The organism is Acidovorax sp. KKS102, assembly GCF_000302535.1.
Taxonomy (GTDB): domain Bacteria; phylum Pseudomonadota; class Gammaproteobacteria; order Burkholderiales; family Burkholderiaceae_C; genus Acidovorax.
In genome coordinates, this window is sequence record NC_018708.1 from 1,258,337 (window position 1) to 1,281,188 (window position 22,852).

The 22,852-nt window shown below is 61.2% G+C and carries 20 protein-coding genes and 1 pseudogene; 10 read left to right on the top strand and 11 right to left on the bottom strand.

What is annotated here, in order from left to right; genetic code table 11:
• Positions 1 to 5: 5 nt before the first annotated feature.
• The 8 genes and pseudogenes from C380_RS05720 (at position 6) to C380_RS05750 (ending at position 8,703) form a co-directional block, all read left to right on the top strand.
• Positions 6 to 629: a phosphatase PAP2 family protein gene (locus C380_RS05720; protein ID WP_015012942.1), complete on the top strand. Its 624-nt coding sequence runs from the start codon at positions 6 to 8 to the stop codon at positions 627 to 629.
• 157 nt (positions 630 to 786) lie between these two features.
• Positions 787 to 1,284: a signal peptidase II gene (lspA, locus tag C380_RS05725; RefSeq protein ID WP_015012943.1), complete on the top strand. Its 498-nt coding sequence runs from the start codon at positions 787 to 789 to the stop codon at positions 1,282 to 1,284.
• A gap of 126 nt (positions 1,285 to 1,410) precedes the next feature.
• Entirely contained in the window at positions 1,411 to 1,839 is a 429-nt protein-coding gene (locus C380_RS05730) for a TlpA disulfide reductase family protein (RefSeq protein WP_015012944.1), read from the top strand.
• Between the two features lie 145 nt (positions 1,840 to 1,984).
• Positions 1,985 to 2,101: pseudogene (locus tag C380_RS25795) on the top strand (copper-transporting ATPase); the annotation flags it as partial.
• Between the two features lie 69 nt (positions 2,102 to 2,170).
• Positions 2,171 to 2,626, top strand: coding sequence for a hypothetical protein (locus C380_RS05735; RefSeq protein ID WP_015012946.1), 456 nt, complete (start codon positions 2,171 to 2,173; stop codon positions 2,624 to 2,626).
• Positions 2,627 to 2,701: 75 nt separating this feature from the next.
• A complete protein-coding gene (locus C380_RS05740; protein ID WP_015012947.1) occupies positions 2,702 to 4,027 on the top strand; it encodes a TolC family protein in 1,326 nt (441 codons plus the stop codon).
• A 12-nt stretch (positions 4,028 to 4,039) separates the two neighbouring features.
• Entirely contained in the window at positions 4,040 to 5,557 is a 1,518-nt protein-coding gene (locus C380_RS05745; protein ID WP_015012948.1) for an efflux RND transporter periplasmic adaptor subunit, read from the top strand.
• A complete protein-coding gene (locus C380_RS05750) occupies positions 5,554 to 8,703 on the top strand; it encodes an efflux RND transporter permease subunit (protein WP_015012949.1) in 3,150 nt (1,049 codons plus the stop codon). The genes C380_RS05745 and C380_RS05750 overlap by 4 nt, the downstream gene beginning before the upstream one ends.
• A 397-nt stretch (positions 8,704 to 9,100) precedes the next feature.
• Here C380_RS05750 and C380_RS05755 read toward each other — a convergent pair whose 3' ends face one another.
• From C380_RS05755 to C380_RS05790, 9 genes are all read right to left on the bottom strand, one after another.
• The gene (locus C380_RS05755; protein ID WP_015012950.1) at positions 9,101 to 9,493 is read right to left on the bottom strand and encodes a YkvA family protein; all 393 of its coding nucleotides are present in this window, start codon (positions 9,491 to 9,493) and stop codon (positions 9,101 to 9,103) included.
• A complete protein-coding gene (gene dmeF, locus C380_RS05760; protein WP_015012951.1) occupies positions 9,490 to 10,476 on the bottom strand; it encodes a CDF family Co(II)/Ni(II) efflux transporter DmeF in 987 nt (328 codons plus the stop codon). The genes C380_RS05755 and dmeF overlap by 4 nt, the downstream gene beginning before the upstream one ends.
• Before the next feature lie 40 nt (positions 10,477 to 10,516).
• On the bottom strand, positions 10,517 to 10,789 hold the full coding sequence (locus C380_RS05765; RefSeq protein WP_015012952.1) for a metal/formaldehyde-sensitive transcriptional repressor: 273 nt from the start codon (positions 10,787 to 10,789) through the stop codon (positions 10,517 to 10,519).
• 595 nt (positions 10,790 to 11,384) lie between these two features.
• On the bottom strand, positions 11,385 to 14,555 hold the full coding sequence (locus C380_RS05770) for an efflux RND transporter permease subunit (RefSeq protein ID WP_015012953.1): 3,171 nt from the start codon (positions 14,553 to 14,555) through the stop codon (positions 11,385 to 11,387).
• 11 nt (positions 14,556 to 14,566) lie between these two features.
• On the bottom strand, positions 14,567 to 14,908 hold the full coding sequence (locus C380_RS05775; RefSeq protein WP_015012954.1) for a P-II family nitrogen regulator: 342 nt from the start codon (positions 14,906 to 14,908) through the stop codon (positions 14,567 to 14,569).
• A gap of 14 nt (positions 14,909 to 14,922) precedes the next feature.
• Complete coding sequence (locus C380_RS05780; RefSeq protein ID WP_015012955.1) at positions 14,923 to 16,446, bottom strand: efflux RND transporter periplasmic adaptor subunit; 1,524 nt, start codon at positions 16,444 to 16,446, stop codon at positions 14,923 to 14,925.
• Positions 16,447 to 16,462: 16 nt separating this feature from the next.
• Positions 16,463 to 17,623, bottom strand: coding sequence for a TolC family protein (locus C380_RS05785; protein WP_015012956.1), 1,161 nt, complete (start codon positions 17,621 to 17,623; stop codon positions 16,463 to 16,465).
• A 206-nt stretch (positions 17,624 to 17,829) separates the two neighbouring features.
• A complete protein-coding gene (locus C380_RS24875) occupies positions 17,830 to 18,228 on the bottom strand; it encodes a hypothetical protein (protein ID WP_148279920.1) in 399 nt (132 codons plus the stop codon).
• 41 nt (positions 18,229 to 18,269) lie between these two features.
• Positions 18,270 to 18,608: a hypothetical protein gene (locus C380_RS05790; protein ID WP_015012957.1), complete on the bottom strand. Its 339-nt coding sequence runs from the start codon at positions 18,606 to 18,608 to the stop codon at positions 18,270 to 18,272.
• Positions 18,609 to 18,765: 157 nt separating this feature from the next.
• Between C380_RS05790 and C380_RS05795 the strand changes: the two genes are divergently transcribed.
• Positions 18,766 to 19,452 carry a heavy metal response regulator transcription factor gene (locus C380_RS05795; protein ID WP_015012958.1) on the top strand — a complete coding sequence of 229 codons (687 nt, stop codon included), beginning with the start codon at positions 18,766 to 18,768 and terminating at the stop codon, positions 19,450 to 19,452.
• Entirely contained in the window at positions 19,449 to 20,783 is a 1,335-nt protein-coding gene (locus C380_RS05800; RefSeq protein ID WP_015012959.1) for a heavy metal sensor histidine kinase, read from the top strand. Before C380_RS05795 ends, C380_RS05800 begins: the two co-directional genes overlap by 4 nt.
• Before the next feature lie 81 nt (positions 20,784 to 20,864).
• Here the strand turns inward: C380_RS05800 and C380_RS05805 are convergent, their stop codons facing one another.
• Positions 20,865 to 22,109: an MFS transporter gene (locus tag C380_RS05805; RefSeq protein WP_015012960.1), complete on the bottom strand. Its 1,245-nt coding sequence runs from the start codon at positions 22,107 to 22,109 to the stop codon at positions 20,865 to 20,867.
• Positions 22,110 to 22,112: 3 nt separating this feature from the next.
• A complete protein-coding gene (locus C380_RS05810) occupies positions 22,113 to 22,850 on the bottom strand; it encodes an MBL fold metallo-hydrolase (protein WP_015012961.1) in 738 nt (245 codons plus the stop codon).
• Positions 22,851 to 22,852: the final 2 nt, after the last annotated feature.

The following is a 22,852-nucleotide window of genomic DNA, read 5'->3' on the forward strand; positions in this document are numbered from 1 at the left end:
CCGACATGCAAGCGCCGCACACCGCGACGCAGTGGACGAGACACTGGCTCTATGACTGGGGCGGCGCCAACGTGGACCTCTTCCTGGTCATCCAGCGCGCGCTGCCTGACGGCTGGATCTGGCTGCCCGAAACCCTAAGCGCGTTTGGCAGCTACTGGGGAGCGCCCGCCGTCGTGGTTCTGATGCTGGTTTGGCGGCGAAGGCAGGTCCGTGAACGGTCAACTCCGCTCGACGTACAGTTGTGCAGATTCGTGATTGGGTTGGTGTTTGCTTTCGCCGGCACAGCTGTTTTAAAGGCGATGTTCGCGCTGCCGCGTCCGTTCGTGGTCCTGGGAGATGCTGTCTACCGGGTCCACGCTGCGCCTGACAGCCGCTACACCATGCCCAGCGGCCACTCGGTCTATGTAGGGGTCCTGGCGGCAGCGCTTTGGCCAGCACTGGGCCGGGCGGGCAGGGTTGGCTTGCTGGTGTTCGCAGCCGCAGTAGGCTGGTCGCGCATCGTCTTGGGCGCGCATTTTCCGATGGACGTGATTACCGGCCTAGCACTGGGTGGGACATGCGTTGCGGCTGCGGGCGCATGGGTTCAACGCATCGCGCGAGGTGTGCCGATGGCAGGGCCGAGGTGGTGAATGTCGCTTTCAGGTCGTGCTGCGCAAATGCGGGCGGCCTGGACGGTTCGGACTTAACCTCCTTTTGGCTCTACCCGCGCCAGCAAAGAAACCATCAATTTCCTTTTCTCTTCCTGTCGACGCCGAGCGCGAAGTCTGCAAATCCGAGCGAAATCATATGAATCAGCCATCCGAACGAACGCAATGGTACGCACTCGCGGTCATTGTGTTTCTAGCCGATCAGTCAGCCAAGAGTTACATCGATGCGACTACCCCCTTGGGATGGTCGCATGAGGTCACGTCATTTTTTAACTTGGTCCATGTGCTCAATCCTGGTGCGGCGTTCAGCTTCCTCGCCGGCGCTGGTGGCTGGCAGCGATGGTTCTTCCTTGCGATTGCCCTCGCGGTCTCAGCCTGGCTGGTGCTGCAGCTGTACAGCCCATTGCGGAAACTGGAAGGCCTTTCATATAGCCTCATCCTGGGCGGTGCATTGGGCAACGCATTTGACCGGGCCGTGCGCGGTCAGGTCATTGACTACCTCGACTTTCACCTGCGCGGATGGCACTGGCCTGCCTTCAACATAGCCGACATGGTCATTGTTGGGGGAGCGATCACACTGGTGCTTGCGTCGCTTATGAGCGGGGACAGTCCTATCGCAGCGAAAGAGCCACGGTGAACCAGAGCGTCTTGGGAGTTCCAATCTGGTATGCCTTCGATCCCGTCCACCAAAACAGGTGCATAGATGAAACCTCTGCGACACGTCCTTGCCCTCGCCGCTATCTCATTGGCACTCACAGGTTGCATGAATTCCTCGACCGCCCCAGAAAGCACTTTCACGCTGCTGGATGGCTCGTCGCTGACCACTTCCGACCTCAAAGGAAAGGTGGCGCTGATCAACTTCTGGGCGACCAGTTGCACCACATGTGTGGCGGAGATGCCGATGCTGTCGGCCAGCCACGAAAAGTTCCGTGGCCGCGGCTACGAGACCATCGCGGTGGCCATGAGCTATGACCCCCCGGCCTACGTGGTCAACTTCGCCCAAACACGCAGGTTGCCATTCGCTGTAGCCATCGACAACACCGGCGTGGTGGCCAAGGCGTGGGGCGATGTCAATGTCACGCCTACAACGTTCCTCCTCAACAAACGAGGGGTGGTAGTGAAACGCTTTGTGGGCAAGCCGGACTTCGCTGAGCTCAATCTGCTTATCGACCGATTGCTCTCTGAAAGCTAAGCCAAGCCATTTTTTTCTTCATTCTTCATCATGATCAAAACGCTTGTTTTCTGCAGCTTTGCACTTCCCTTGACCCTTGGCATGCGTTCCACCTCGCGCGCCCAGGAAGAGTTTGCCCCGGGCAGACACTATGTGGAGGTTTCTAGCTGGGTTGCTGTATCCCTTCACCGGCTGGCTGCTGTCGCCGATGATCGCGGCCTTGGCGATGAGCCTGAGTTCGGCGTCCGTGATCGCCAACGCCCTGCGGCTTCGCAAGGGCTGAGTTGGCTCGGCAGGCTCGGATTTGATCTAGGTTAAGTCTGTGGCCGCCGCTGGGGATACCATTCGCACCATGATCTTCGCCAGAAGCACCGTATCGCGCCAAGGACGCTGGATAACCAGCTTCCTGGTCGCGGCGTTGCTTCTGATGCAGTTCGCGTTGGCCGCCTATGCCTGTCCCAAGCTGGACTCCGCAGCCCATGCGGCATCGATGCAAAAAGCGGGCATGGCCATGGGAGATGCCGTCGGCATGCCCTCCATGCCCGATTGCCACGCGATGGCGGGCACCATGGATGAGCAGGATCCTCAGCTGTGCCGAGCCCATTGTGACGGCGACAGCTTGTCCTCCCCCTCGCTCCAAGGTCTCGATCTGCAGGCGATCGCGGCGCACGCTATCTGGGTCGCCTATGTGCTGCCTGTGATCCTGGACTCCGAGCGCCATATTGACCCTCGGGCTGTCTACGCGGAGCTGGACAGTCGAGCGGGCGCTCCCCCCATCTACTTAACCCATCAGGTCTTTCGGAATTGATCGTGCACGTCTTGCGCGCTGCCTTGCAGCGTTTGCGCAAGTCTGACTTCGTGCCCCTTCATTTCGAGGACCATCATGCCCAACATCTCCTTCGGCGTTCCCTGCGAGCGCCTGTCTGCGCACCAGCGCATTCGTCCCATCTCGCAGCGCATCCAGGTGCGCAACCTCCACCATCTGCGCCTGGGCGCTCTCGGGTTCCTGCTGGCCGGCACCGGCTTGGCTGGGAACCCGGCGCACGCCCTGGGCTTTGCCGAGGCATTGGACTTGGCGGAACAGCAAAGTCCCCGCATCGCGGCGCAGCGACTGCAGATTGACGCAGCCAGCAGCACCCAGAAGGCCGCAGGGACGTTGCCGGATCCCAAGCTGTCAGTCGGCATCGAGAACTTTCCCGTCAGCGGCATGGACCGGTTCAGCCTCACACGCGAGTCCATGACCATGCAGCGCCTTGCGCTGATGCAGGAGGTGCCCAACCGGGCCAAGCGCGATGCCCAGATCGCCAGTGCCCAGGCCAAAGTGGAACGCGAGCGCGCCGCCCTGGGCGTCCAGCGCCTGCAGATCCGGCAGGAGCTGAGCCAAGCGTGGATCATGGCCCAGGCCATTGAACAGCGCGACCAGGTGCTCGCCGGTCTACTGAGTGAGAACCAGCGCCTGCAGGACAGCCTGCCTGCCCGCATCGCGGGGGGGATGGCCCAGGCGGGAGACCTCCTGATGGCCAGGCAGGAAGCGCTTGCGCTGTCGGACCGCAGGGACGATCTGCAGCGGGATCGGTCCAAGGCCAGGGCGATGCTGCGGCGCTGGGTTGGCGCCCGGGCCGACGAATCACTGCAGGGAACTCCCGGGCCGCTGAGCCGGCCCCTGGAGCAGTTGCGCGCAGAGGTGCATCGCCATGCCGAACTGGCGCAGTACCCCGCCATGCAGGCCATGGCCTTGGCGGAAACACGCGAAGCCCAGGCAGAAACCAAGGGTGATTGGTCCTGGGAAGTCGCCTACAGCCGCCGCGACCGCCGCTGGGGCGACATGGTGTCCTTCCAGGTGACCTTTGACCTTCCCTGGCAACAGGAGCGACGCCAGGCACCCCAGATCAAGGCCAAGCAGCTGGAGCTGCAGCGCCTGGAAGCCGAGCAGGAAGACGTGACCCGCAGGCATCTGCAGGAGCTGGAGGACAGCGCCTCAGAACTGGCGGCACTGAACAGTCAGATCGAGCGGCTGCAATCGGCTGCCATGGGCTTGGCACAGGGGCGTGCCGAACTCGCGCTGGCCAATTACCAGTCTGCCAAAGGCGACTTGAGCGCCGTGCTGGCGGCAAGGGCCCAAGTGCGGGAGACGCACTGGCGGCTCATTGATTTGCAGGCACAGCGGGACACCGTAATTGCCCGCCTGAACAGCCTGATCGCCGACTGAAGGGAGAACCACATGACAAATTCTGTTTTCAAGAAGACCGCTGTGGCCGTGGCACTGGTGGCTGCTGGCATCGCTCTCGGCTGGGGGGTCTCCCAATGGCGCACCGCAAGCAGCCACGCAGTAGGAGCCAGTCCCGCATCGACAGAAGCAGCAAAAACCGACCGCAAGGTGCTGTACTGGTACGACCCGATGTCGCCGACGCAGAAGTTCGACAAGCCAGGCAAGTCCCCCTATATGGACATGGCCTTGGTTCCTAAATATGCGGATGAGGACACTCAGGAAAGCTCCGGCCTGAGCGTCTCTGCGCAGGCAGTGCAAGCCCTCGGCCTGCGCACAGCCACGGTGGAGCAGCGCGACATTGGGTCCGATGTGGATGTGCTGGGCACGGTCCAGCTGAATGACCGGGATGTGAGCATCGTTCAGGCGCGCTCAGCTGGGTTTGTGGAACGGGTCTACGCCCGCGCCCCGGGCGACGTGGTGGCTGCAGGAGCGCCATTGGCCGATCTGTTGCTGCCAGAGTGGGTTGCTGCGCAGCGCGAGTTTCTCGCGGTCCGGGCGCTCAAGGACGAGTCGCTGACGACGGCTTCGCGCCAGCGGTTGTCACTGCTGGGTATGCCGGCCTCGCTCGTGGCCCAGGTGGAGCGCACGGGCGAACCTCAGGGCCGCTACACGGTGACCTTTCCACAGGCGGGGATGGTGGCCGAATTGATGGTGCGCCAGGGCATGACGGTCTCTGCGGGGGCCAGCCTGGTGCGCGTGAACGGTCTGGCCAGCGTCTGGATCGAAGCGGCCGTTCCCGAGGCCCAAAGCGGTCCCCTGCAACTGGGGCAGGATGCCCAGGTCCGCCTGGCCGCGTTTCCAGGCGAAACCCTCAAAGCCCGGATTGTGAGCATCCTCCCAGAAGCCAATCGGGACACCCGCACGGTGCGTGTGCGGCTGGAGCTTCCCAACCCCGCCCAGCGCCTGAAGGCGGGCATGTCCGGACAAATCGCCTTGGCGGGACGCACACAGCCAGCGCTGCTGGTGCCCAGCGAAGCGGTGATCCGCACCGGCAAGCGGGCGTTGGTCTACGTGGTGGATGGCCCCGGGAAGTACCACCCCGTCCAGGTGCAACTCGGCGCGGAAATCGATGACCGCCTCGTCGTTCAAGGCGGGCTGACCGCAGGACAACAGGTGGTCGCCTCGGCACAGTTCCTGATCGACTCGGAAGCCAGCCTGCGAGGAATCTTGCCTGCACAGTCTCAAGGCAGCAGCGCACAACCAATCAGTGAACAGGGTCCTTCGACCTCTGCTGCTCCGGCGTCCAAAAGCTTTACCGTGCGGGGAGTGGTCGATGAGGTCACACCGACTGAGCTGACTCTGACCCATGATGCCGTGCCTGAACTGAAGTGGCCTGGCATGACCATGCCCTTCAAGCTGGCGAGTCCTGAATTGGCCACGACATTGAAACCCGAGCAGCAGGTCAGGTTCACCTTCCAGCAGCAAGGCAAGGACTTCGTGATCACTGCCGTGGAAAGGATCAAGCCATGATCGCGCGCCTGATCCGCTGGTCGGTGGCGAACCGACTCCTGGTTCTGCTGGCGACCGTGATGCTCACGGCCTGGGGCGTGTGGGGCGTGCGCAGTACCCCCGTGGACGCTCTTCCCGATTTGTCGGATGTCCAGGTCATCATCCGGACCTCCTATCCAGGTCAAGCTCCGCAGATTGTGGAGAACCAGGTGACCTACCCACTGGCCACCACCATGTTGTCCGTTCCGGGCGCCAAGACGGTGCGTGGCTTCTCGTTCTTTGGCGACTCCTTCGTCTACATCCTGTTCGAGGACGGCACGGACCTGTACTGGGCGCGTTCCCGCGTGCTGGAATACATGAACCAGGTGCAGGGGCGGCTACCCGCCACGGCAAAGTCGTCGTTGGGCCCAGATGCCACCGGGGTGGGCTGGATCTTCCAGTACGCCCTGGTAGATCGCACCGGCAAAAACGACCTGGCCCAGCTTCGCGCCTTGCAGGACTGGTTCCTGAAGTTCGAACTCAAGAGCTTACCCAACGTGGCCGAGGTGGCATCGGTCGGGGGCATGGTCAAGCAGTACCAGGTCGTGCTCGACCCCATCAAGCTTGCGTCCCAAGGCCTCACTCAGGGGCAGGTGCGCGAGGCCATCATGAATGCCAACCAGGAAACGGGTGGATCGGTGCTGGAACTGTCCGGCGCCGAGTACATGGTGCGCGCCAGCGGCTATCTCAAGACGCTGGACGACTTCCGCGCCATCCCGTTGGTGTCGCGCGCAGGGGTGCCTGTGCGCCTGGGTGATGTCGCAACGCTCCAGATCGGGCCGGAAATGCGGCGCGGCATCGCTGAACTCGACGGCGAGGGGGAAGTGGCTGGAGGCGTGGTCGTGCTGCGATCTGGCAAGAACGCCCAGGAAACGATCCAGGCCGTCAAGGCCAAACTCAGCGAGCTGCAAAGCAGCCTGCCCCAGGGCGTGGAGATCGTGACCACCTACGACCGCAGCGCACTCATTGAGCGGGCGATCCAGAACCTCACCACCAAACTCGTGGAAGAGTTCATCGTGGTGGCCGTGGTGTGCGTACTGTTCCTGTGGCATTTGCGCTCTGCGCTGGTCGCCATCATTTCTCTGCCTCTGGGGATCATGGCTGCGTTTCTGGTGATGCGCTACCAGGGCATCAACGCCAACATCATGTCCCTGGGCGGCATTGCCATTGCTGTGGGCGCCATGGTGGACGCAGCCGTGGTGATGATCGAGAACGCCCACAAGAAGCTGGAGGCCTGGCAGCACAAGCATCCCGACCAGCAGTTGGTCGGTGAAGAGCGCTGGAAAGTGATCACCGAAGCTGCCGAGGAAGTTGGGCCTGCGCTTTTCTTCTCGCTGCTCATCATCACGTTGTCCTTTGTGCCCGTTTTTACGCTGGAAGCACAGGAAGGCCGCTTGTTTGGACCGCTGGCGTTCACGAAGACCTACGCGATGGCCGCAGCTGCGGCACTCTCGGTCACGCTGATCCCGGTCCTCATGGGCTACTGGATCCGGGGGCGTATCCCTGACGAGCAGAAAAACCCCATCACGCGTGCGCTGATCGTCGTGTACCGACCTTGCCTGGAGTGGGTCTTGCATCGTCCCAAATCCACCTTGGCTATCGCCGTGCTGGCGCTGGCGACCACGATTTGGCCGCTCTCCCGGCTAGGCGGCGAGTTCTTACCCAGGCTGGACGAAGGCGATCTGCTGTACATGCCTTCGGCGCTCCCGGGCCTTTCGGCACAGCGGGCCACCGAACTGCTGCAACTGAGCAACCGCATGATCAAGACGGTTCCCGAGGTTGAGCGCGTCTTTGGCAAGGCGGGCCGGGCCGAGACCGCCACCGATCCAGCGCCTCTGGAAATGTTCGAGACCACGGTGAAGCTCAAGCCCAGAGACCAATGGCGTCCAGGAATGACGCCCGAGGGTCTGATCGAGGAGCTGGACAAGGCCGTCAAGATTCCTGGCCTGTCCAACATCTGGATTCCACCCATCCGCAACCGGATTGACATGCTGGCCACCGGCATCAAGAGTCCCATCGGGGTCAAGGTGACCGGCAACGACCTGAAGGTGATCGACGGGATCGCTGCCCAAGTCGAGCAGGTCGCCAAGGGCATTCCGGGAGTGACTTCGTCACTGGCCGAGCGCCTGACCGGGGGGCGCTATGTCGATGTCCGCATCGACCGCACAGCCGCAGGGCGCTACGGACTGAACGTGAGCGAAATCCAGGCCGTAGTCTCCGGGGCCATTGGCGGTGAAAACATCTCGGAAACGGTCGAGGGCTTGGCCCGCTTCCCGATCAACCTGCGCTATCCGCGTGAGTGGAGAGACTCGCCCGAACGCTTGGCCCAATTGCCCATCTCCACCCCCATGGGGCAGCAGATCACGCTGGGTACGGTGGCCAGCATCGCCATCACCGATGGGCCACCCATGCTCAAGAGCGAGAACGCCCGCCCATCGGGCTGGGTGTATGTCGATGTGCGGGGTCGCGATCTGGCTTCCGTGGCCAATGAGCTGCGCGATGCCGTGAGCCGACAGATCAAGCTGGAGCCCGGGGTCAGCATCACGTACTCAGGCCAGTTCGAGTACCTGGAGCGGGCCAATGCCCGCCTTAAGGTAGTCGTGCCCGCCACCTTGCTGATCATCTTCGTGTTGTTGTACTTGACCTTCTCACGCATGGGGGAGGCAGGACTGATCATGGCGACACTGCCGTTCGCGTTGACCGGGGGCATCTGGTTCCTGTACCTGATGAACTACAACTTGTCCATCGCAACGGGCGTTGGCTTCATTGCCCTGGCAGGGGTGGCAGCAGAGTTTGGGGTGGTCATGCTCATCTACCTCAAGCAGGCGCTGGCAGAGAGATGTCCAGACGGCGGGCAACCTACGCTGGAGGAGCTTCTGGACGCCATTCGGGAAGGTGCCGTGCTACGCGTCCGGCCCAAGGCGATGACCGTGGCTGTCATCCTTGCAGGCCTGGTGCCCATCGTGTGGAGCAGCGGGACAGGCTCGGAGGTCATGAGCCGCATCGCGGCCCCTATGCTGGGCGGTATGGTGACAGCGCCGCTGCTGTCCTTGTTTGTGATTCCTGCGGCCTATGTGCTGATGAGAAAGCCGAGAAAACGCAATCAGCCTGACACTGAGGCTTCGTGAGGCCGGCTTAGGGCGGCCCCCTTGGGGGCGTCGAGTTTGCTGATAGACAGGCTGCGTGGCGACGTCAGGCAATGCAGCTTCAATCGGACTGGCTCCATGGCATGGGTGCCGATCAAAGCGGCGCCACCAGGTCAGCGGCGCCCCCCTGTCGCTATCGCTCAAAACTGAAGACCCGATAAGAGCACCGTGGCCGCCATCAATGGCACCCAATGGAGCTATCGATCAAGTATGGATGCAAAGGAACCGAACACATCCCCACATCTGAAGTACGTCTCGCTTGGGGGCGGAAGTAAGGGGCATAGGGGGCCTTGCGCCGGTCGATTCAGCGAGGCGATCTAGAGAATGTCAAGGAAATTCGGTGCAAGAAGAGTCCCTCGAGTTACGCGCGGGGGCCAACCTATAGATACAGCTTGAGCCACAAGCATGCCGCTGTAGCTACGCTCAACCACACCATCACGACGAGCACCATCCCAAACTGACTTCTGGGTTTGGCACCCTTAGCTCGTATCCAAGCATCCGCCTGGACGCGGCATTCCGCAAGGACATCCGGTGGCAGTAGCTTCACGGTCAGCCAGATCAATGCTGGCAACAAAAGTATGTCGTCAACGTAACCCAATACGGGGATGAAATCCGGGATCAGGTCGATGGGACTCAGTGCGTAAGCAACTACAAAGACTCCCAGAATCTTCGCATGCCAGGGTGTGCGGGGATGCTTGCCCGCAAACCAAAGCGTCACGCCGTCGCGCTTGACCCGCTTGGCCCAGGTCTTCAATAGGATCCCGATACTCATGTGACCTGCCGCTGAATCTCTACCGTGACATGCGAAAGCTCGTGAATTTGCGCCATCAGCGCTTTGTAGTGCGAAGGCTCTTTCGGCTCCGGTGCTGTCAGCGAGACAATGGCCGCGAAGTGACCCGGCCCGACCTGCCACACGTGCAGATCGGTAACCTTGCTTCCTGTTGGCGCCATCGCCTCCCGGATCTCCAGCTGCACTTCCTCTCCTTCGGCTGAGGCATCCAGCAAAACACTACCAGAGTCGCGGATCAGACCCCAGGACCAGCGGGCTATCACCAGCGCGCCTACCACGCCCATGAGAGGGTCAGCCCACAGCCACCCGTAACTGCTGCCGACCAGCAGCGCGACGATGGCCAGCACCGAGGTAAGCGCATCCGCCAAGACGTGGATGTACGCAGCGCGCAGATTGTTGTCGCGGCTCATGCCCGGCGCATGGTGGTCATCGTGGCCGCAGTTGTCGCCGCGCTCAGAGTCATGTTGATGATGGCCGTGGTGGTGACCGTGGTGCGCGTGATCGTCTTTCAGCAGCCAGGCGCAGACTACGTTGATGACCAAACCCACGGCGGCCACGACGATCGCTTGGTTGAAATCGATAGGGATCGGCTGGGTCAGCCGGACCACGCTTTCGTAAGCGATAAGCAGGGCAATCAACGCCAGGATGACTGCGCTCGCAAAGCCAGCCAGGTCGCCGAGTTTGCCCGTGCCGAACGTAAAGCGCCGATTGCGCACGTGCTTGCGTGCGAAGCGATAAGCCAATGCGGTGATCAGCATAGCGCCTGCATGGGTGGACATGTGCCAGCCGTCGGCCACCAGCGCCATTGAGCCGTAGAGCGTGCCCGCAATGATCTCAACCAGCATCATGCTGGCCGTGAGGGCAATGACCAGCCACACTTTGCGCTCGTTGCGCTCGTGGTCGGAGCCCAGAAAGAAATGGTCGTGTGCTGACTCGGCGACTGCAGTGGGTGTTGCAAAGCTCATTTGTATTTTCCAATGTGGAGGTGACTTAGGTGCAACAGGTTCATTTCATGTAAGCCCGGATGACCTCAATCATTTGCTCACCGCCCCGGTGGCGCTCCGTGTCGTCCGACGGCGCCAGCACGTGCTCACGCAGGTGGTCTTCCATCACCTCGGCGGTCAAGCCGCTGACTGCACCCCGCACGGACGCGATCTGACGCAGCACTTCGACACAGGGTGCATCTGAATCTAGGGCGCGCTCGATTCCTTCGATCTGACCCTTGATACGGCGGACACGCGCGATCAATTTGGATTTTTCACGAGAGGTATGGGACATATTGGGGAGCAATAAAAATAGTCTAGGGGACTATATTACCAAGGTGAGTGCAAAGTTGCTGCGGGGGCATACGGTGATGATTTTGAGGTCGAGACAAGTTTGGGCTTTGATTGCCAATCGGAACCAAAGGCTATGGCAGCTCGCGCAACTAAGGCTCCGTGCGCATTTCCACTGGGCTCTCGCAGCTGTATACGTTCACATAGACTGCCGAGCCCACTTGGATGGCGGTTGGACTGGGTACAGCCGCAACGCGCCAGCGAACTCTGCTCATCTCCTTCCACCGGACGACAGCCAGCGACTCGATGGATGGGCGTTTTGGTGTCCAAAGACATTGCCCTTCGTACCTGCTTCGAAGCACCTCGTTAGAACCTACCTGTACGACGACACCCATTCGCCAGCCCTCGTTCCAGGCGAGGCGGTTTTCATACACGGGGGTTGCGCACCCGGCTAAAGCCGCTGCAGCCAATAGAGTCGCGAGCCAACTTGATCTATAAATCATGGCATTTGTACCTCTGTAAGAGAGTCACTGCAGCGCTGGCTGCAGCGAGCCTGGAAAAGATCAGGACCCAGACATTCGCCCGGGTTCTTTACTGGATCAAGCCTCGGCCAGATGACCAGATTGCACTTCCTTTTGGTGGTCCTTCTCGCGACGGCGATGCGCCATGCCGTAGAGCATGGGCAGCACCAGCAGCGTCAATGCGGTGGAAGACAGAATGCCCCCGATCACGACCGTGGCCAGTGGCCGCTGCACTTCGGCCCCGGTACCTACGGCAATGGCCATGGGTACAAAACCCAGGGAGGCCACCAATGCAGTCATAAGCACAGGCCGCAGCCGCGTCAGGGAGCCTTCGCGGATGGCGGCATCCAGTGTCATCCCATCCTCTCGGAGGCTTCGGATGTAGGAAATCATCACCAGACCGTTGAGCACAGCGACACCAGACAGGGCAATGAAGCCCACCCCTGCTGAAATCGACAGGGGAATGTCACGCAACCACAGCGCCACAACGCCGCCGGTGAGTGCGAACGGTATGCCGGTGAACACCAACAAGCCATCCTTGGCGTTACCAAACATCACGAACAGCAGGGTGAACACCAGCAGCAGCGCCACGGGGACAACAATCTGCAGCCGCTTGGAGGCTGACTGGAGTTGCTCGAAGGTCCCCCCCCACTGCGTCCAGTAGCCGCTTGGTATTTCCACCTGCTGTGCCAACTTGGTCTGGGCCTCGGCCACGAAACTGCCGATGTCCCGTCCGCGCACGTTGGCCGTCACGACCACCCGACGTTTGCCGTCTTCGCGGCTGATCTGGTTGGGTCCAGGAGCCGAAACGATGGCCGCGACATCCGACAGGCGGACAAAGCCGCGCGTACTGGAGCCTTCCGCGGCCAGCAGGCGGACCGGCAGCCGCTCAATGGCTTCGATATCGCTGCGAAGAATGTCAGGCAGGCGCACCAGAATGTCGAACTGGCGATCCCCCTCAAAGACGCGGCCAGCCTCCTGCCCACCCAGTGCGGCGGACACGCTGTCCTGTACATCGGCCACGTTCAAGCCGAGGCGAGCGGTTCTTTCCCGGTCGATCTTGATGGTCAGCATCGGTAGCCCGGTGGTCTGCTCGACCTTGACGTCCGCAGCACCAGCGATGCCTTCCAGCACCTGAGAAATCCGTTCGGCGCTCTCATTCATCTGGTCCATGTCATCGCCAAACACCTTGACCGCCACATCGCTGCGTACGCCAGATATGAGTTCGTTGAAGCGCATCTGGATCGGCTGAGTGAACTCGTAGTTGTTGCCAGGTACTTTGGCCACTGCAGCCTGCATTGCAGCAACAAGGTCTGCCTTCGTTCGCTTAGGATCCGGCCACTGGTCGCGCGGCTTGAGCATGACGAAGTTGTCGGCCACGTTGGGGGGCATGGGATCGGTGGCGATCTCGGCGGTTCCGAGCTTCGCAAACACTGCATCCACCTCGGGAAACTCCTTGATCGTTTTTTCCAGCTGAATCTGCATGCCAATCGCCTGCGTCAGGCTGGTCCCCGGGATGCGAAGCGCGTGTAACGCAATATCACCCTCATCCAAGTTGGGGACGAACTCGCTGCCCATGCGTGTCACCAGCAGCCCGGACAACAGCACGCAGGCCGCTGCAGCCGTAAGCACCAGTGGCTTTCTGTCCATCACCCAGTCGAAGATGGGGGCGTATCCGCGCTTAGCCCAGAGCATCAGGCGACTTTCGGTTTCGCTCACCTTGGAGCCGATGAAAAGCGCGACCGCAGCAGGAATGAACGTGACTGACAAGATCATGGCGCCCAGCAGTGCAATGACCACCGTGAAGGCCATGGGGTGGAACATCTTGCCCTCCACCCCGGTGAGCGCAAAGATGGGGAGGTAGACCACCATGATGATCAGCTGTCCGAACATCAACGCGCGGCGAGACTCCTTGGCAGCGGAAAACACTTCGTGGAATCGCTCGTTGCGTGTCAAAGGTCTGCCTGCAGCGGCCTGCGCGTGCGAGAGACGCCGTATGCAGTTCTCCACGATGACGACCGCGCCATCGATGATGATGCCGAAGTCGAGCGCCCCCAGACTCATCAGGTTAGCACTGACCTTGTTGCTCACCATCCCGGTGAACGTGAACAACATCGCCAGCGGGATGACCAGCGCCGTGATGATGGCAGCCCGAATGTTCCCCAGAAAAAGGAACAGGATCGCGATCACCAGCAACGCGCCCTCCATCAGGTTTTTCTTGACGGTCGCAATGGCTTTGTCCACCAATACGGTACGGTCATAGACTGTCTTGGCAATAACCCCCTTGGGCAGGCTCTTGTTGATGGCCTTGAGCCGCTTGTCCACTGCTGTAGATACGTCGCGGCTGTTTTCTCCAATCAGCATGAAGACGGTACCGAGAACCACCTCCTGGCCGTTCTCTGTGGCCGCTCCGGTGCGCAGTTCCTTACCGAGGATGACATCCGCGACATCACGGATACGGACAGGCACACCCTTGGTGGTTGCGACTACCACGTTCTGGATGTCTCCTATCGATCCCACCTGGCCCGGCGCGCGGATCAGGTACTGTTCGCCGCGACGCTCGATGTAGCCTGCACCCACGTTGGCGTTGTTACGCTCCAAGGCAGTGACCAGGTCTGCAATCGTCAATCCGTGGGCCACGAGCTTATCTGGCCACGGCGCCACCTGGAACTCCTTGGCATACCCGCCGATGGTGTTGATTTCGGTGACACCCGGAACGGTGCGCAGCTGCGGTTTGATGATCCAGTCCTGGATTTCTCGCAGATCCATGGGGGTGTACTCGCCGCCATTGGGTTTGCGTGCACCCGGCTCGGCTTCCACCGTCCACATGTAGATTTCGCCCAGACCGGTGGAAATAGGCCCCAGCGAGGGCGTCAGCCCTGCAGGGAGTCGACCACGCGCTTCCTGAATGCGCTCGCTCACCAACTGGCGCGCGAAATACAGATCGGTCCCCTCCTTGAAGACAACGGTCACCTGTGACAAGCCGTAGCGTGAGATGGAGCGTGTCTGCTCCAGCTTGGGCAGGCCCGCCATGGCGGTCTCGATGGGAAAGGTGACGCGTTGCTCCGATTCCAGCGGTGAATAGCCCGGAGCCTCGGTATTGATCTGTACCTGCACATTGGTAATGTCTGGCACAGCGTCGATGGGGAGCTTCTGGTAGTTGAAAACGCCGAACGCGGCCATTCCCAGAACCGCCAGCAGCACAAGCCATCGCTGATCGATGGCAAAGCGAATGATGCGTTCAAACATCGTGGTGTCCCTTAGAGCGCGGCATCGGCGCGTTCACCCGTGCGAGTGCGCACGACATCGATGAGTTCGACTACGCCGATCACGCCGTCGCCGCTCTGGCCGGTACGTGCCGCATTGGCAATGGCATCCACGATGCCGGGGGCATCGCCGTCGTTGCAGAACACCATCAGAACCAACTGCTGGTGGTTGTCGGGACTCCATTCGTCGTTGTCGAAGTGGTGGTCGTGACCATGCCCTCGCGGATGACCGTGGGCCGGGAAAACCGTGAACCCCGGGAGATGAGGCAGCGCGTGCAGTGCCGCTTCCACTGCGTCAAGGCGGTGGGGCCGGATGATGGCGGTGATCTGTTTCATGTGCAGCTCCTTCATCAGTGGTCGTGGCTGGCGCCGGCTTTGCCCAGCTCCGCTTTGACAACAAAGCTATTGGTGGCTGCGTAGCGATCTCCGGCCTTGAGGCCACCTTTCACCTCCACCATGCGACCGTCGCTGCGTCCCAGCTCCAGGGGCCGCGCCTCCAGGCTCTCGCCATAGCGGCCGAACACCACTTTCCAGTCCCGCAGGTCCTGCACCGCCTGAGCGGAGACTGCAACCGGCACTTCCTTCTCTTCCAGCAGCACTTCCACCGTGACGGGCAGACCGGGCCTCCACAGTCCCTTGGGGTTGGGCAGCGTGGTGCGAACCATTGCGCTGCGTGTTTGTTCGCCGACGAGCGCGCTGATGTAGGTCACCTTGCTCGTCGCGGTGGCCTCAAACGCATTGGCCCGCACCTGGGTCGGCTGGCCCACAGCCAAACCGCCAAGGTCCTGGCTCGATACCGGAGCCTCCACCCAGACAGAAGACAAATCCGAGACTGTGAAGACAGCACTGTCCTCTTTGACGGCTTCGCCCAGCGAGATGCGCTTCTCTGTTACGACGCCGTCAATGGGCGAGCGCAACTCGTATCGGGTGAGACCACCGCTTGCCGCATCGCCGCCCAGGGACGCTGACTTGCTCTGGGCACTTTGCGCGGCAATCGCCGCTTCTTGCATGGCGGACCGCGCGCTGAGCATGTCCTGCTCAGCGGTGATTTTTTCTTCCCAGAGCTTTTTTTCGCGTTCGTACGTTGTGCGCGCGAGGGACAGGCGCTGCTGTGCGGCCAGCAGCTCGGCGCGCTGGTCTGCAAGTACCTGGCTGCTGAGAATGGCCATCACCTGGCCTTTGCGGACCGTATCTCCCGCGCTGACCAGCACCTGCTCAACGAGTCCTGCCAGGCGCGGAACCATCTGCACGGTCCGGTCGCTGTTGTACTTGACCTCGCCCAAGAGGCGCAGGGTGGTACCAATCTTGGCCGGGCCTGCTACTCCCAATTCAACACCGGCTGATTTGAGCTGATCGTCAGACATCGCGATCCGCGCCTCCACCTGCTCGTACCCCAGCTCGTGGGTTTTTCCCGCGTAGGTGGCGGCAACCTTGACTTCGAATGAATGGGGTTCCTCCACCACCGCGTCTCCGAGCAAGTAGTCCTTCTCCTTGCGGAACGTGAAGGCCTGCGGCGGCTGCCCCAGCCGCAGCAAGCTCAGCTGGATCTGGCTCTGGGCGGGGTCGATGGGCTTGCCGCCCAGATAGGTGTAAAGCCGAAACTGAGGCTCCACTCCGGTCTCGAAGATGGTGACTTCCACGGCGTAATCACCGGATTTCAGGAGCTTGCCGCCGTGGGGGCCCTTGGCGGGCTTTTCGGCTTCAGCATGTTTGTCGTCATCCTTGTGTGCCTCGCCAGCTTCTGCTTCCTGGTGGCCGTGCTCGTCACCACCGCTGGAACTCTTCTTCCCACTGACGATGAAGGCCCCGAGAACGAGGGTAACGATGAGGACGGCCGCGATGGCCAGCCATTGCTTCTTGGGTTTGGTAGTCATGAATGTGCTCCGGAGTTCAACGCGCACTGGTCAGCGCGTCAGTGCCCAAAATTCGATGGAGTTCGGCGCTTGCGCGATGGGCTTCTGCAAGGGCTTTGAGGTACTGGCTGCGCGCCTGGAGAAGCGTGCGCTGGGCGTCCAATGCCTCCAAGAAACTGAACTTTCCCAGCTCGAACCCTTTGGTGGCGGCGTCATAGGCCGACTGGGCTCCGGGAACGACATCCGCAGCAAGCGACTGTGCTTCCGCGCGGGCACTGGACAGGCGTTCACGCGCCTGGAGCGCCTCACTTTCCAGCTGCATGCGCGTGGATGCCAGTTCCAAGCGCGCCTTGTCTTCGCGCTTGAGGGCTTCCAGGATGTTGCCTTCGTTGCGGTCAAACAAGGGAAGCGGGATCGATAGTCCGATCACCGCCTGGGTACGGCCTTGCTCCTGATCGCGTTTGGCGCCCAGGCTGACCGTGATGTCCGAGATGCGCCGTGCGTTCTCCACGGCGGTAAGGGCTTGCCGGCGTCGAACTTCCATCTCTGCGCGCTGCAACGCGGGCGATTGATCCAGCTGTGCCTGAAACCCCTCATAGTTCTGGATCGGAGGCAAATCGTCGAGCCGACCTTCCAGTACAAGGGGCCCCAGGGGACTGCCCATTGCGCTTGCAAGGCGCGCACGGGCGGCACTGGATTCCGAACGGGCTTGCGCCAGTTCAATGCGCACATTGGCCTCGGCAACCTTGGCCTTGGTTTCTTCGACAGGAGACAATTTGCCAGCTTTCACGCGCTGCGATGTCGCCAGGCTTGACCTCTGGGACAACTCCAGCGCCGCCTCGGCGAGACGCAGACGCTCCTGGATGGTGAGCACGTCAAAGAATGCCGTCACTACCGCTGCGGCAATGGCATGGCGGCGCGCAGACAGGTCTGCCCGGGCTAGCTCGGCGGCCCTCTCAGCCGCCGTCATACGGGCCTGCCGCTTGCCACCCAGCTCTATGGGCTGATTGATCTGCACTGTGGTCGTGCGCGATGGGCTTTTGGTGCCTTCTTGTGTGAAGGACAACTCGGGATTGGGGCGTGCGCGGGCCTGAAGGCTCGCGCCGCCCAGCGCTTGCACTTCAGCATCGGCAACGGCCAGTTCGGGATGGTGCGCCAGCGCCTGCTCTACAGCCTGCCGAAGGGAGAGTTGCCCCATGCCCAAGCTTGGCCGCTCAGGTATTTGAACTACTGCAGGTGCAGATATTGGGGGAGTGCCCTGGGCAAATGCCACGGGCACAAGAAAAGCCGCTCCCAAGAACGGCAACAAAGGGTATCGCATCGAATTCTCCGCTGATCACTGAAACAGGAGGAATTCGGCGAGATGGGGGGCGACGCTCGCCCCCTTGCTAGGTCAAGAAGCGTTCAAACATGCCCAGGCCCTTCCCGCCGAAGAGTTTCAGCGAGGGCCTTGGGAGGGCGTTCGAGTCCTGATGTCGTTGCTGTGGAGAAATCCACGCTCAGCTCAGGCGGGGATACGGAGACAGTCCCCACGAGGAATGGCTGCACGAAGAGTGAGGGGAATGGGTAGGCACCCGGCAGATGATGGTGGTCCGCATTCACTGAACCACCAAGGGACTCCCCATCGAGGGAGACATGATCGCTTCCCGGTTCGGCGGACGCATCTTCCACGTGCTCCGCTTCATGGTGGCCCCAGTGCGACGTGCCTTCTAATTGCTCATGGATGCAGGTTGCTGCCGCCGCGCTCCAGGAAAACTGGAAGGGCAGCAGCACCATCAGGCAGATGAGGAAGGCGCGGCGCATCGGGGCGAGTGTACCTGTCGGTGATCACTGCATGCCAATGCTCAGCCGCCTGCGCCGTACATTTCCTGCAGGCGCTGCTTTTCGGCAGCGGACATGCCCAGGTACTCTTGCTGCACTTGGTCACGAGTTTTGGCTGGGCCGGTTGCCTTGATGGGCAGCGCCCCCCCACGCGACAGGACCGCCAGTGTTCCATCCTTGCGTGCGGCTTCCACGGACTGCATCACTTCACCACGGGATTTGGTGCTTTGAACATGATCAGGGTGTGTGGTGTAGCCGACTTCACCACCCGTGGGGTGATACAGCGACGAGGCAGAGGCCAGGCCAGGGGCGACGATCATCAGGGCGGCCAGTGAAAAATCTAGGGATTTACGAGTAGTCATGGGTGCGTCTCTTGGTTCAAGTGAGCCTTTGGCGACTTGCCTCGGCTATGCCTTTCGACATGGAGTGCACTTTAGAAAGCGGCCCACGACACTGCGCCAACAGCCAGATGACAAATTCGTAATCTACGGACGCCCCACATTCTTCGAGAATCGGCGTATGAAAATTCTTCTCATCGAAGACGAAGTGAAGCTGGCCGAATACCTGCGAAAGGGTCTTGGGGAAGTCGGTTACGTGGTGGATGTTGCGCACAACGGGGTAGACGGTTTGCACATGGCGCTGGAAGGCGGACATGACCTGCTTGTGCTCGACGCCATGCTGCCGGGCATCGACGGCTTCAGCTTGCTGACCGCTTTTCGTAAATCCAGGCAGACACCGGTACTGATGCTGACGGCCCGGGTCAGCGTGGAGGACCGGGTACTGGGACTGCAAACCGGCGCAGACGATTACCTGGTCAAGCCCTTTGCGTTTTCCGAACTGAATGCCCGCATCCAGGTCCTGCTCAGGCGTACCCAGGGCGCGAGGGACACATCCGAACCCGCGCAGCTGCGCCTGGCTGACCTCGAAGTGGACTTGGTACGGCGCAAAGCCTCCAGGAGTGGCCAACGGCTGGATCTGACATCCAAGGAGTTCCTGCTTTTGACGCTGTTCCTACGGCGCAACGGTGAGGTGCTGTCTCGCACCGAGATTGCCGAACAGGTGTGGGACATGAACTTCGACAGTGACACGAACGTTGTGGAGGTCGCGATACGTCGCCTGCGCAGCAAGTTGGACGTTCCTTTTGAGAGACCACTGCTTCACACCATCAGGGGCATGGGCTACGTCATGGAAGAGCGCAACGCATGAAGGTACTGGACCGCCATCGGTCGTTGCGCCAGCGGCTGTCGTGGTGGCTGGCGCTGCAGAGTTTTGCCGGACTCGGGTTGGTCTGTCTGGCCGTCTACTTGGTGACGGAGTTCAATTTTCGTGACCGCCAGGAGGAAACGCTGGCGCAAAAGGAGAACGTTATCCGGAACCTTCTGGCGGATGGCAAGGAGCACCGGGATTCGGAGGACCTGACTCACAAGCTCGATGACTTTCTGGTGGGGCACGGGGATCTTTCTCTCGAAGTTCTGCAGTCCGACGCAGTTGTGCTCTACACGCACACTCGGAACCAGAACTCGCATACAGTGCTGCGCCAACGGCAATTCGAAGTGGCACAAGTCGATGGCTTGGCGTCAAGGGTATTGCGCGTGCAGCTGTCGCTGGACATACAAACCGACAACCAGTTGCTGCATCGGCTCGCAGTCACTTTGCTCGTGGCTGCAATTGGGGGCGCGATCGTGGTGTCGCTGGGAGGATTTTCCCTGGTCAACCTCGGGCTGGCGCCAGTGCGAAGGCTTGCCAGTCAAACACGTGCACTGTCTGCGGATAGCCTGCATCAGCGGCTCGACGGCGGAGAGCAACCCCTTGAACTCGTGCCACTAATTGACCAGTTCAATGCACTGTTGGCACGCATCGAGAAGGCCTATTCACAGATGGAGGGCTTCAATGCGGATGTGGCGCACGAGTTGTGCACACCGCTGGCCACGCTGATTGCCAACAATGAATTGGCACTCCGGCACCCCGACCAAGCGGACATGCAGGAGGTCATCGCATCCAATCTGGAGGAGCTGCATCGCCTGACGGGCATTGTCAACGACATGCTGTTTCTATCCCAGGCGGATCGCGGTGTGGGTGCGCGCCGTGCACCAGTGTCAAGCCTTGCGTCGTTGGCTGCGGACGTTCTGGACTACCACGAGGCGTCGCTGGCTGAGGCGGGACTCACGGCCAAGGTGGTAGGAGACGTGCAAGGCGCCTTCGACGCTCCTCTGCTGCGTCGGGCGTTGTCCAACCTGCTGGGAAATGCCACGCGGTACGCAAGGCCGGGTTCGATTGTTCAAGTGGGTTTCAAGGCGATGGAAGAGGACCGTGTGCTCATCACCGTCACCAACTGCGGCGACATGATTGACCCCGAGATACTTCCGCATTTTTTTGATCGATTCTTCCGCGCCGATCCAGCCCGCAGCCATGGGCAAAGCAACCATGGGCTCGGCCTGGCCATCGTTGGTGCAATTGCCCGCATGCACCAGGGCAAGCCCGTCGCATGGTCAGACAGTGGGGTGACAAGCGTTGGTATGGAGATCAGCGCCAATTGATGCCGGTCACCCTGCCTGACTGTTTGTGGGCCGCATCATAGCGAGGGCAGCTGAAGCCCAGCATCTTCGGCTTGTGCTCACTCATGCTTTTTCAGCAGCGAGTGTTTCGTTCATCCGCACAGCAGCGATCACACCTGACAGCAAGGTGATGGCCGCGACCAACCACACTGCGGCGGCCAACCCAAAAAGGTCCGCCGTGATACCCGCCAGGAGCGCGCCGACCGCGTAGCCCAGATCGCGCCAGAGCCGGTACACACCCACCGCAGACGCGCGCCAGGCAGGATGGGCTACATCTCCGATGGCCGCCAGCAAGGTGGGATAGACCATTGCAGTGCCGAGCCCGAGAAGGACTGCGCCAAAGCCGAATCCCAGAAAGCCTGCACTCAGCGCGGTGACGGCAACACCCACCGCCTGCACCCACATTCCCCAAACGATCAGTTGTTTGCGTCCGATGCGATCAGACAGCGCTCCCGTGAAAATCTGCGCCATTCCCCAGACAGCCGGGTAGATTGCGGCGAGCGTGCCAATCTGCGCCAAGCTCATGCCAGCAGCGGCAAAAACCAGGGGAAACAGGCCCCAGGCCATGCCATCGTTGAGGTTGTTGACGAGGCCTGCCTGGCTGATGCTGGAGAGGTTTTTGTCGGTCAGAGAGGCGCGGCGGAAGATGTCCCCCTGGCTGGGCAGTGCCACATCGTGGCCGGCATGGTGCGTGCGCACTTCTTGGGCCACATAGTGCCGGGTCTCGCGGACCGCCAGCACCGAGAGCGCCAGGCCAAACAGGACATAGGCCACACCAAGGTAGAAAGGTTGCGGGCGCAGCCCGTAGTGGGAGGCTAGCCAGCCGGTGGCGAGCGCACTGCCCGCCACTGCGAAGTACCCAGAAAACTCATTGAGACCCATCGCAAGGCCACGCTGCTTGGGCCCCACAAGATCAATCTTCATGATGACGGTGGTAGACCAAGTGAGGCCCTGGCTCACCCCCAGCAGCACATTGGCCGCGACGATCCAGTTCCAATCGGGCGCCCACATCAGCATAAAGGGCACAGGGGCTGCAACAAGCCATCCAGCCACCAGGACATGTTTGCGGCCATAGCGGTCGGAAAGTCGTCCCGCAAAGTAGTTGGTCAGCGCCTTGGTGATGCCGAAGACGACGATGAACGACAGAATCGCCGCCCGCGCCGCAATGTGGAACTCTTGCTCGGCGATGGCCGGAAGAATGCTGCGCTCCAGGCCCACCATCGCGCCGACGAAGGCATTGACCAGGACCAGCAAAGAGAACTGGCCCAGGTTTTCACGCAACCCCAGGCGGACGGTGGCCGTGTGCATCGTTCAGCCCTCCATACCGAGGTTGAAACGCACCATCGCATCCATGGCGGCCGGTCGCGGGGGAATCTCTTGCGTCAGGAAGCTGATGAAGGCGCCGCGCTCCATGGTCAATGCCGGATTCCAGCGTTTCTCGAATCCCAGCGTTGAAGAGGGCTTGCCAGACAAGCCCGCACCACAGGCGCTGCCAGCCTGGTGCCCCGGATAGATTTCGATTTCGTCAGGGAGCGACAGAAGCTTGGTGTGCAAGGTGTCATAGAGAACACCCGCCATCTGCTGCTCCTGTCCAGCCAAGTCAGGCCGACCAATGGCGCCAACAAATAGGGTGTCACCGGTCACGACGAACCAGGGAGCCTCACCGCGCCGCTTGTCGGTGACCAGCAGACACAGGCTGTCCGGCGTATGCCCTGGCGTGTGCAGAACCTTGACTTTGACATTGCCGACATCGAGCAGCTGTCCGTCCTGCAATGGCAGAAAGTCGTACTGCACCTGACCGTGATTGGATTCGTGCAGGCAATAGGGGGCATGAACCTTCTGGGCCAACGAACGACCACCCGAGTAATGATCGGCGTGGACATGGGTGTCGATGACGTGGGTGATTTCGACATTGGCTTCACGGGCCGCCTGCATGAACCAATCCTCGTCGCCAGCCACTACGTCGACCGCGATGGCCTTGGCCTGTCCAGCGCAGCCGAAAAAGTACGACAAGGAGGACTCCTTGGTCGCCAGTTGCTTGAAGAACATAG

What these genes read in the sequence shown, in the direction of transcription:
- C380_RS05775 (WP_015012954.1), bottom strand. Translation starts at nt 14,908, where the DNA reads ATGAAACAGATCACCGCCATCATCCGGCCCCACCGCCTTGACGCAGTG.
- C380_RS05730 (WP_015012944.1), top strand. Translation starts at nt 1,411, where the DNA reads ATGAATTCCTCGACCGCCCCAGAAAGCACTTTCACGCTGCTGGATGGC.
- C380_RS24875 (WP_148279920.1), bottom strand. Translation starts at nt 18,228, where the DNA reads ATGCGCCGCGCCTTCCTCATCTGCCTGATGGTGCTGCTGCCCTTCCAG.
- C380_RS05805 (WP_015012960.1), bottom strand. Translation starts at nt 22,109, where the DNA reads ATGCACACGGCCACCGTCCGCCTGGGGTTGCGTGAAAACCTGGGCCAG.
- C380_RS05790 (WP_015012957.1), bottom strand. Translation starts at nt 18,608, where the DNA reads ATGACTACTCGTAAATCCCTAGATTTTTCACTGGCCGCCCTGATGATC.
- C380_RS05765 (WP_015012952.1), bottom strand. Translation starts at nt 10,789, where the DNA reads ATGTCCCATACCTCTCGTGAAAAATCCAAATTGATCGCGCGTGTCCGC.
- dmeF (WP_015012951.1), bottom strand. Translation starts at nt 10,476, where the DNA reads ATGAGCTTTGCAACACCCACTGCAGTCGCCGAGTCAGCACACGACCAT.
- C380_RS05795 (WP_015012958.1), top strand. Translation starts at nt 18,766, where the DNA reads ATGAAAATTCTTCTCATCGAAGACGAAGTGAAGCTGGCCGAATACCTG.
- C380_RS05810 (WP_015012961.1), bottom strand. Translation starts at nt 22,850, where the DNA reads ATGTTCTTCAAGCAACTGGCGACCAAGGAGTCCTCCTTGTCGTACTTT.
- C380_RS05800 (WP_015012959.1), top strand. Translation starts at nt 19,449, where the DNA reads ATGAAGGTACTGGACCGCCATCGGTCGTTGCGCCAGCGGCTGTCGTGG.
- lspA (WP_015012943.1), top strand. Translation starts at nt 787, where the DNA reads ATGAATCAGCCATCCGAACGAACGCAATGGTACGCACTCGCGGTCATT.
- C380_RS05780 (WP_015012955.1), bottom strand. Translation starts at nt 16,446, where the DNA reads ATGACTACCAAACCCAAGAAGCAATGGCTGGCCATCGCGGCCGTCCTC.
- C380_RS05755 (WP_015012950.1), bottom strand. Translation starts at nt 9,493, where the DNA reads ATGAGTATCGGGATCCTATTGAAGACCTGGGCCAAGCGGGTCAAGCGC.
- C380_RS05785 (WP_015012956.1), bottom strand. Translation starts at nt 17,623, where the DNA reads ATGGGGCAACTCTCCCTTCGGCAGGCTGTAGAGCAGGCGCTGGCGCAC.
- C380_RS05720 (WP_015012942.1), top strand. Translation starts at nt 6, where the DNA reads ATGCAAGCGCCGCACACCGCGACGCAGTGGACGAGACACTGGCTCTAT.
- C380_RS05740 (WP_015012947.1), top strand. Translation starts at nt 2,702, where the DNA reads ATGCCCAACATCTCCTTCGGCGTTCCCTGCGAGCGCCTGTCTGCGCAC.
- C380_RS05735 (WP_015012946.1), top strand. Translation starts at nt 2,171, where the DNA reads ATGATCTTCGCCAGAAGCACCGTATCGCGCCAAGGACGCTGGATAACC.
- C380_RS05770 (WP_015012953.1), bottom strand. Translation starts at nt 14,555, where the DNA reads ATGTTTGAACGCATCATTCGCTTTGCCATCGATCAGCGATGGCTTGTG.
- C380_RS05750 (WP_015012949.1), top strand. Translation starts at nt 5,554, where the DNA reads ATGATCGCGCGCCTGATCCGCTGGTCGGTGGCGAACCGACTCCTGGTT.
- C380_RS05745 (WP_015012948.1), top strand. Translation starts at nt 4,040, where the DNA reads ATGACAAATTCTGTTTTCAAGAAGACCGCTGTGGCCGTGGCACTGGTG.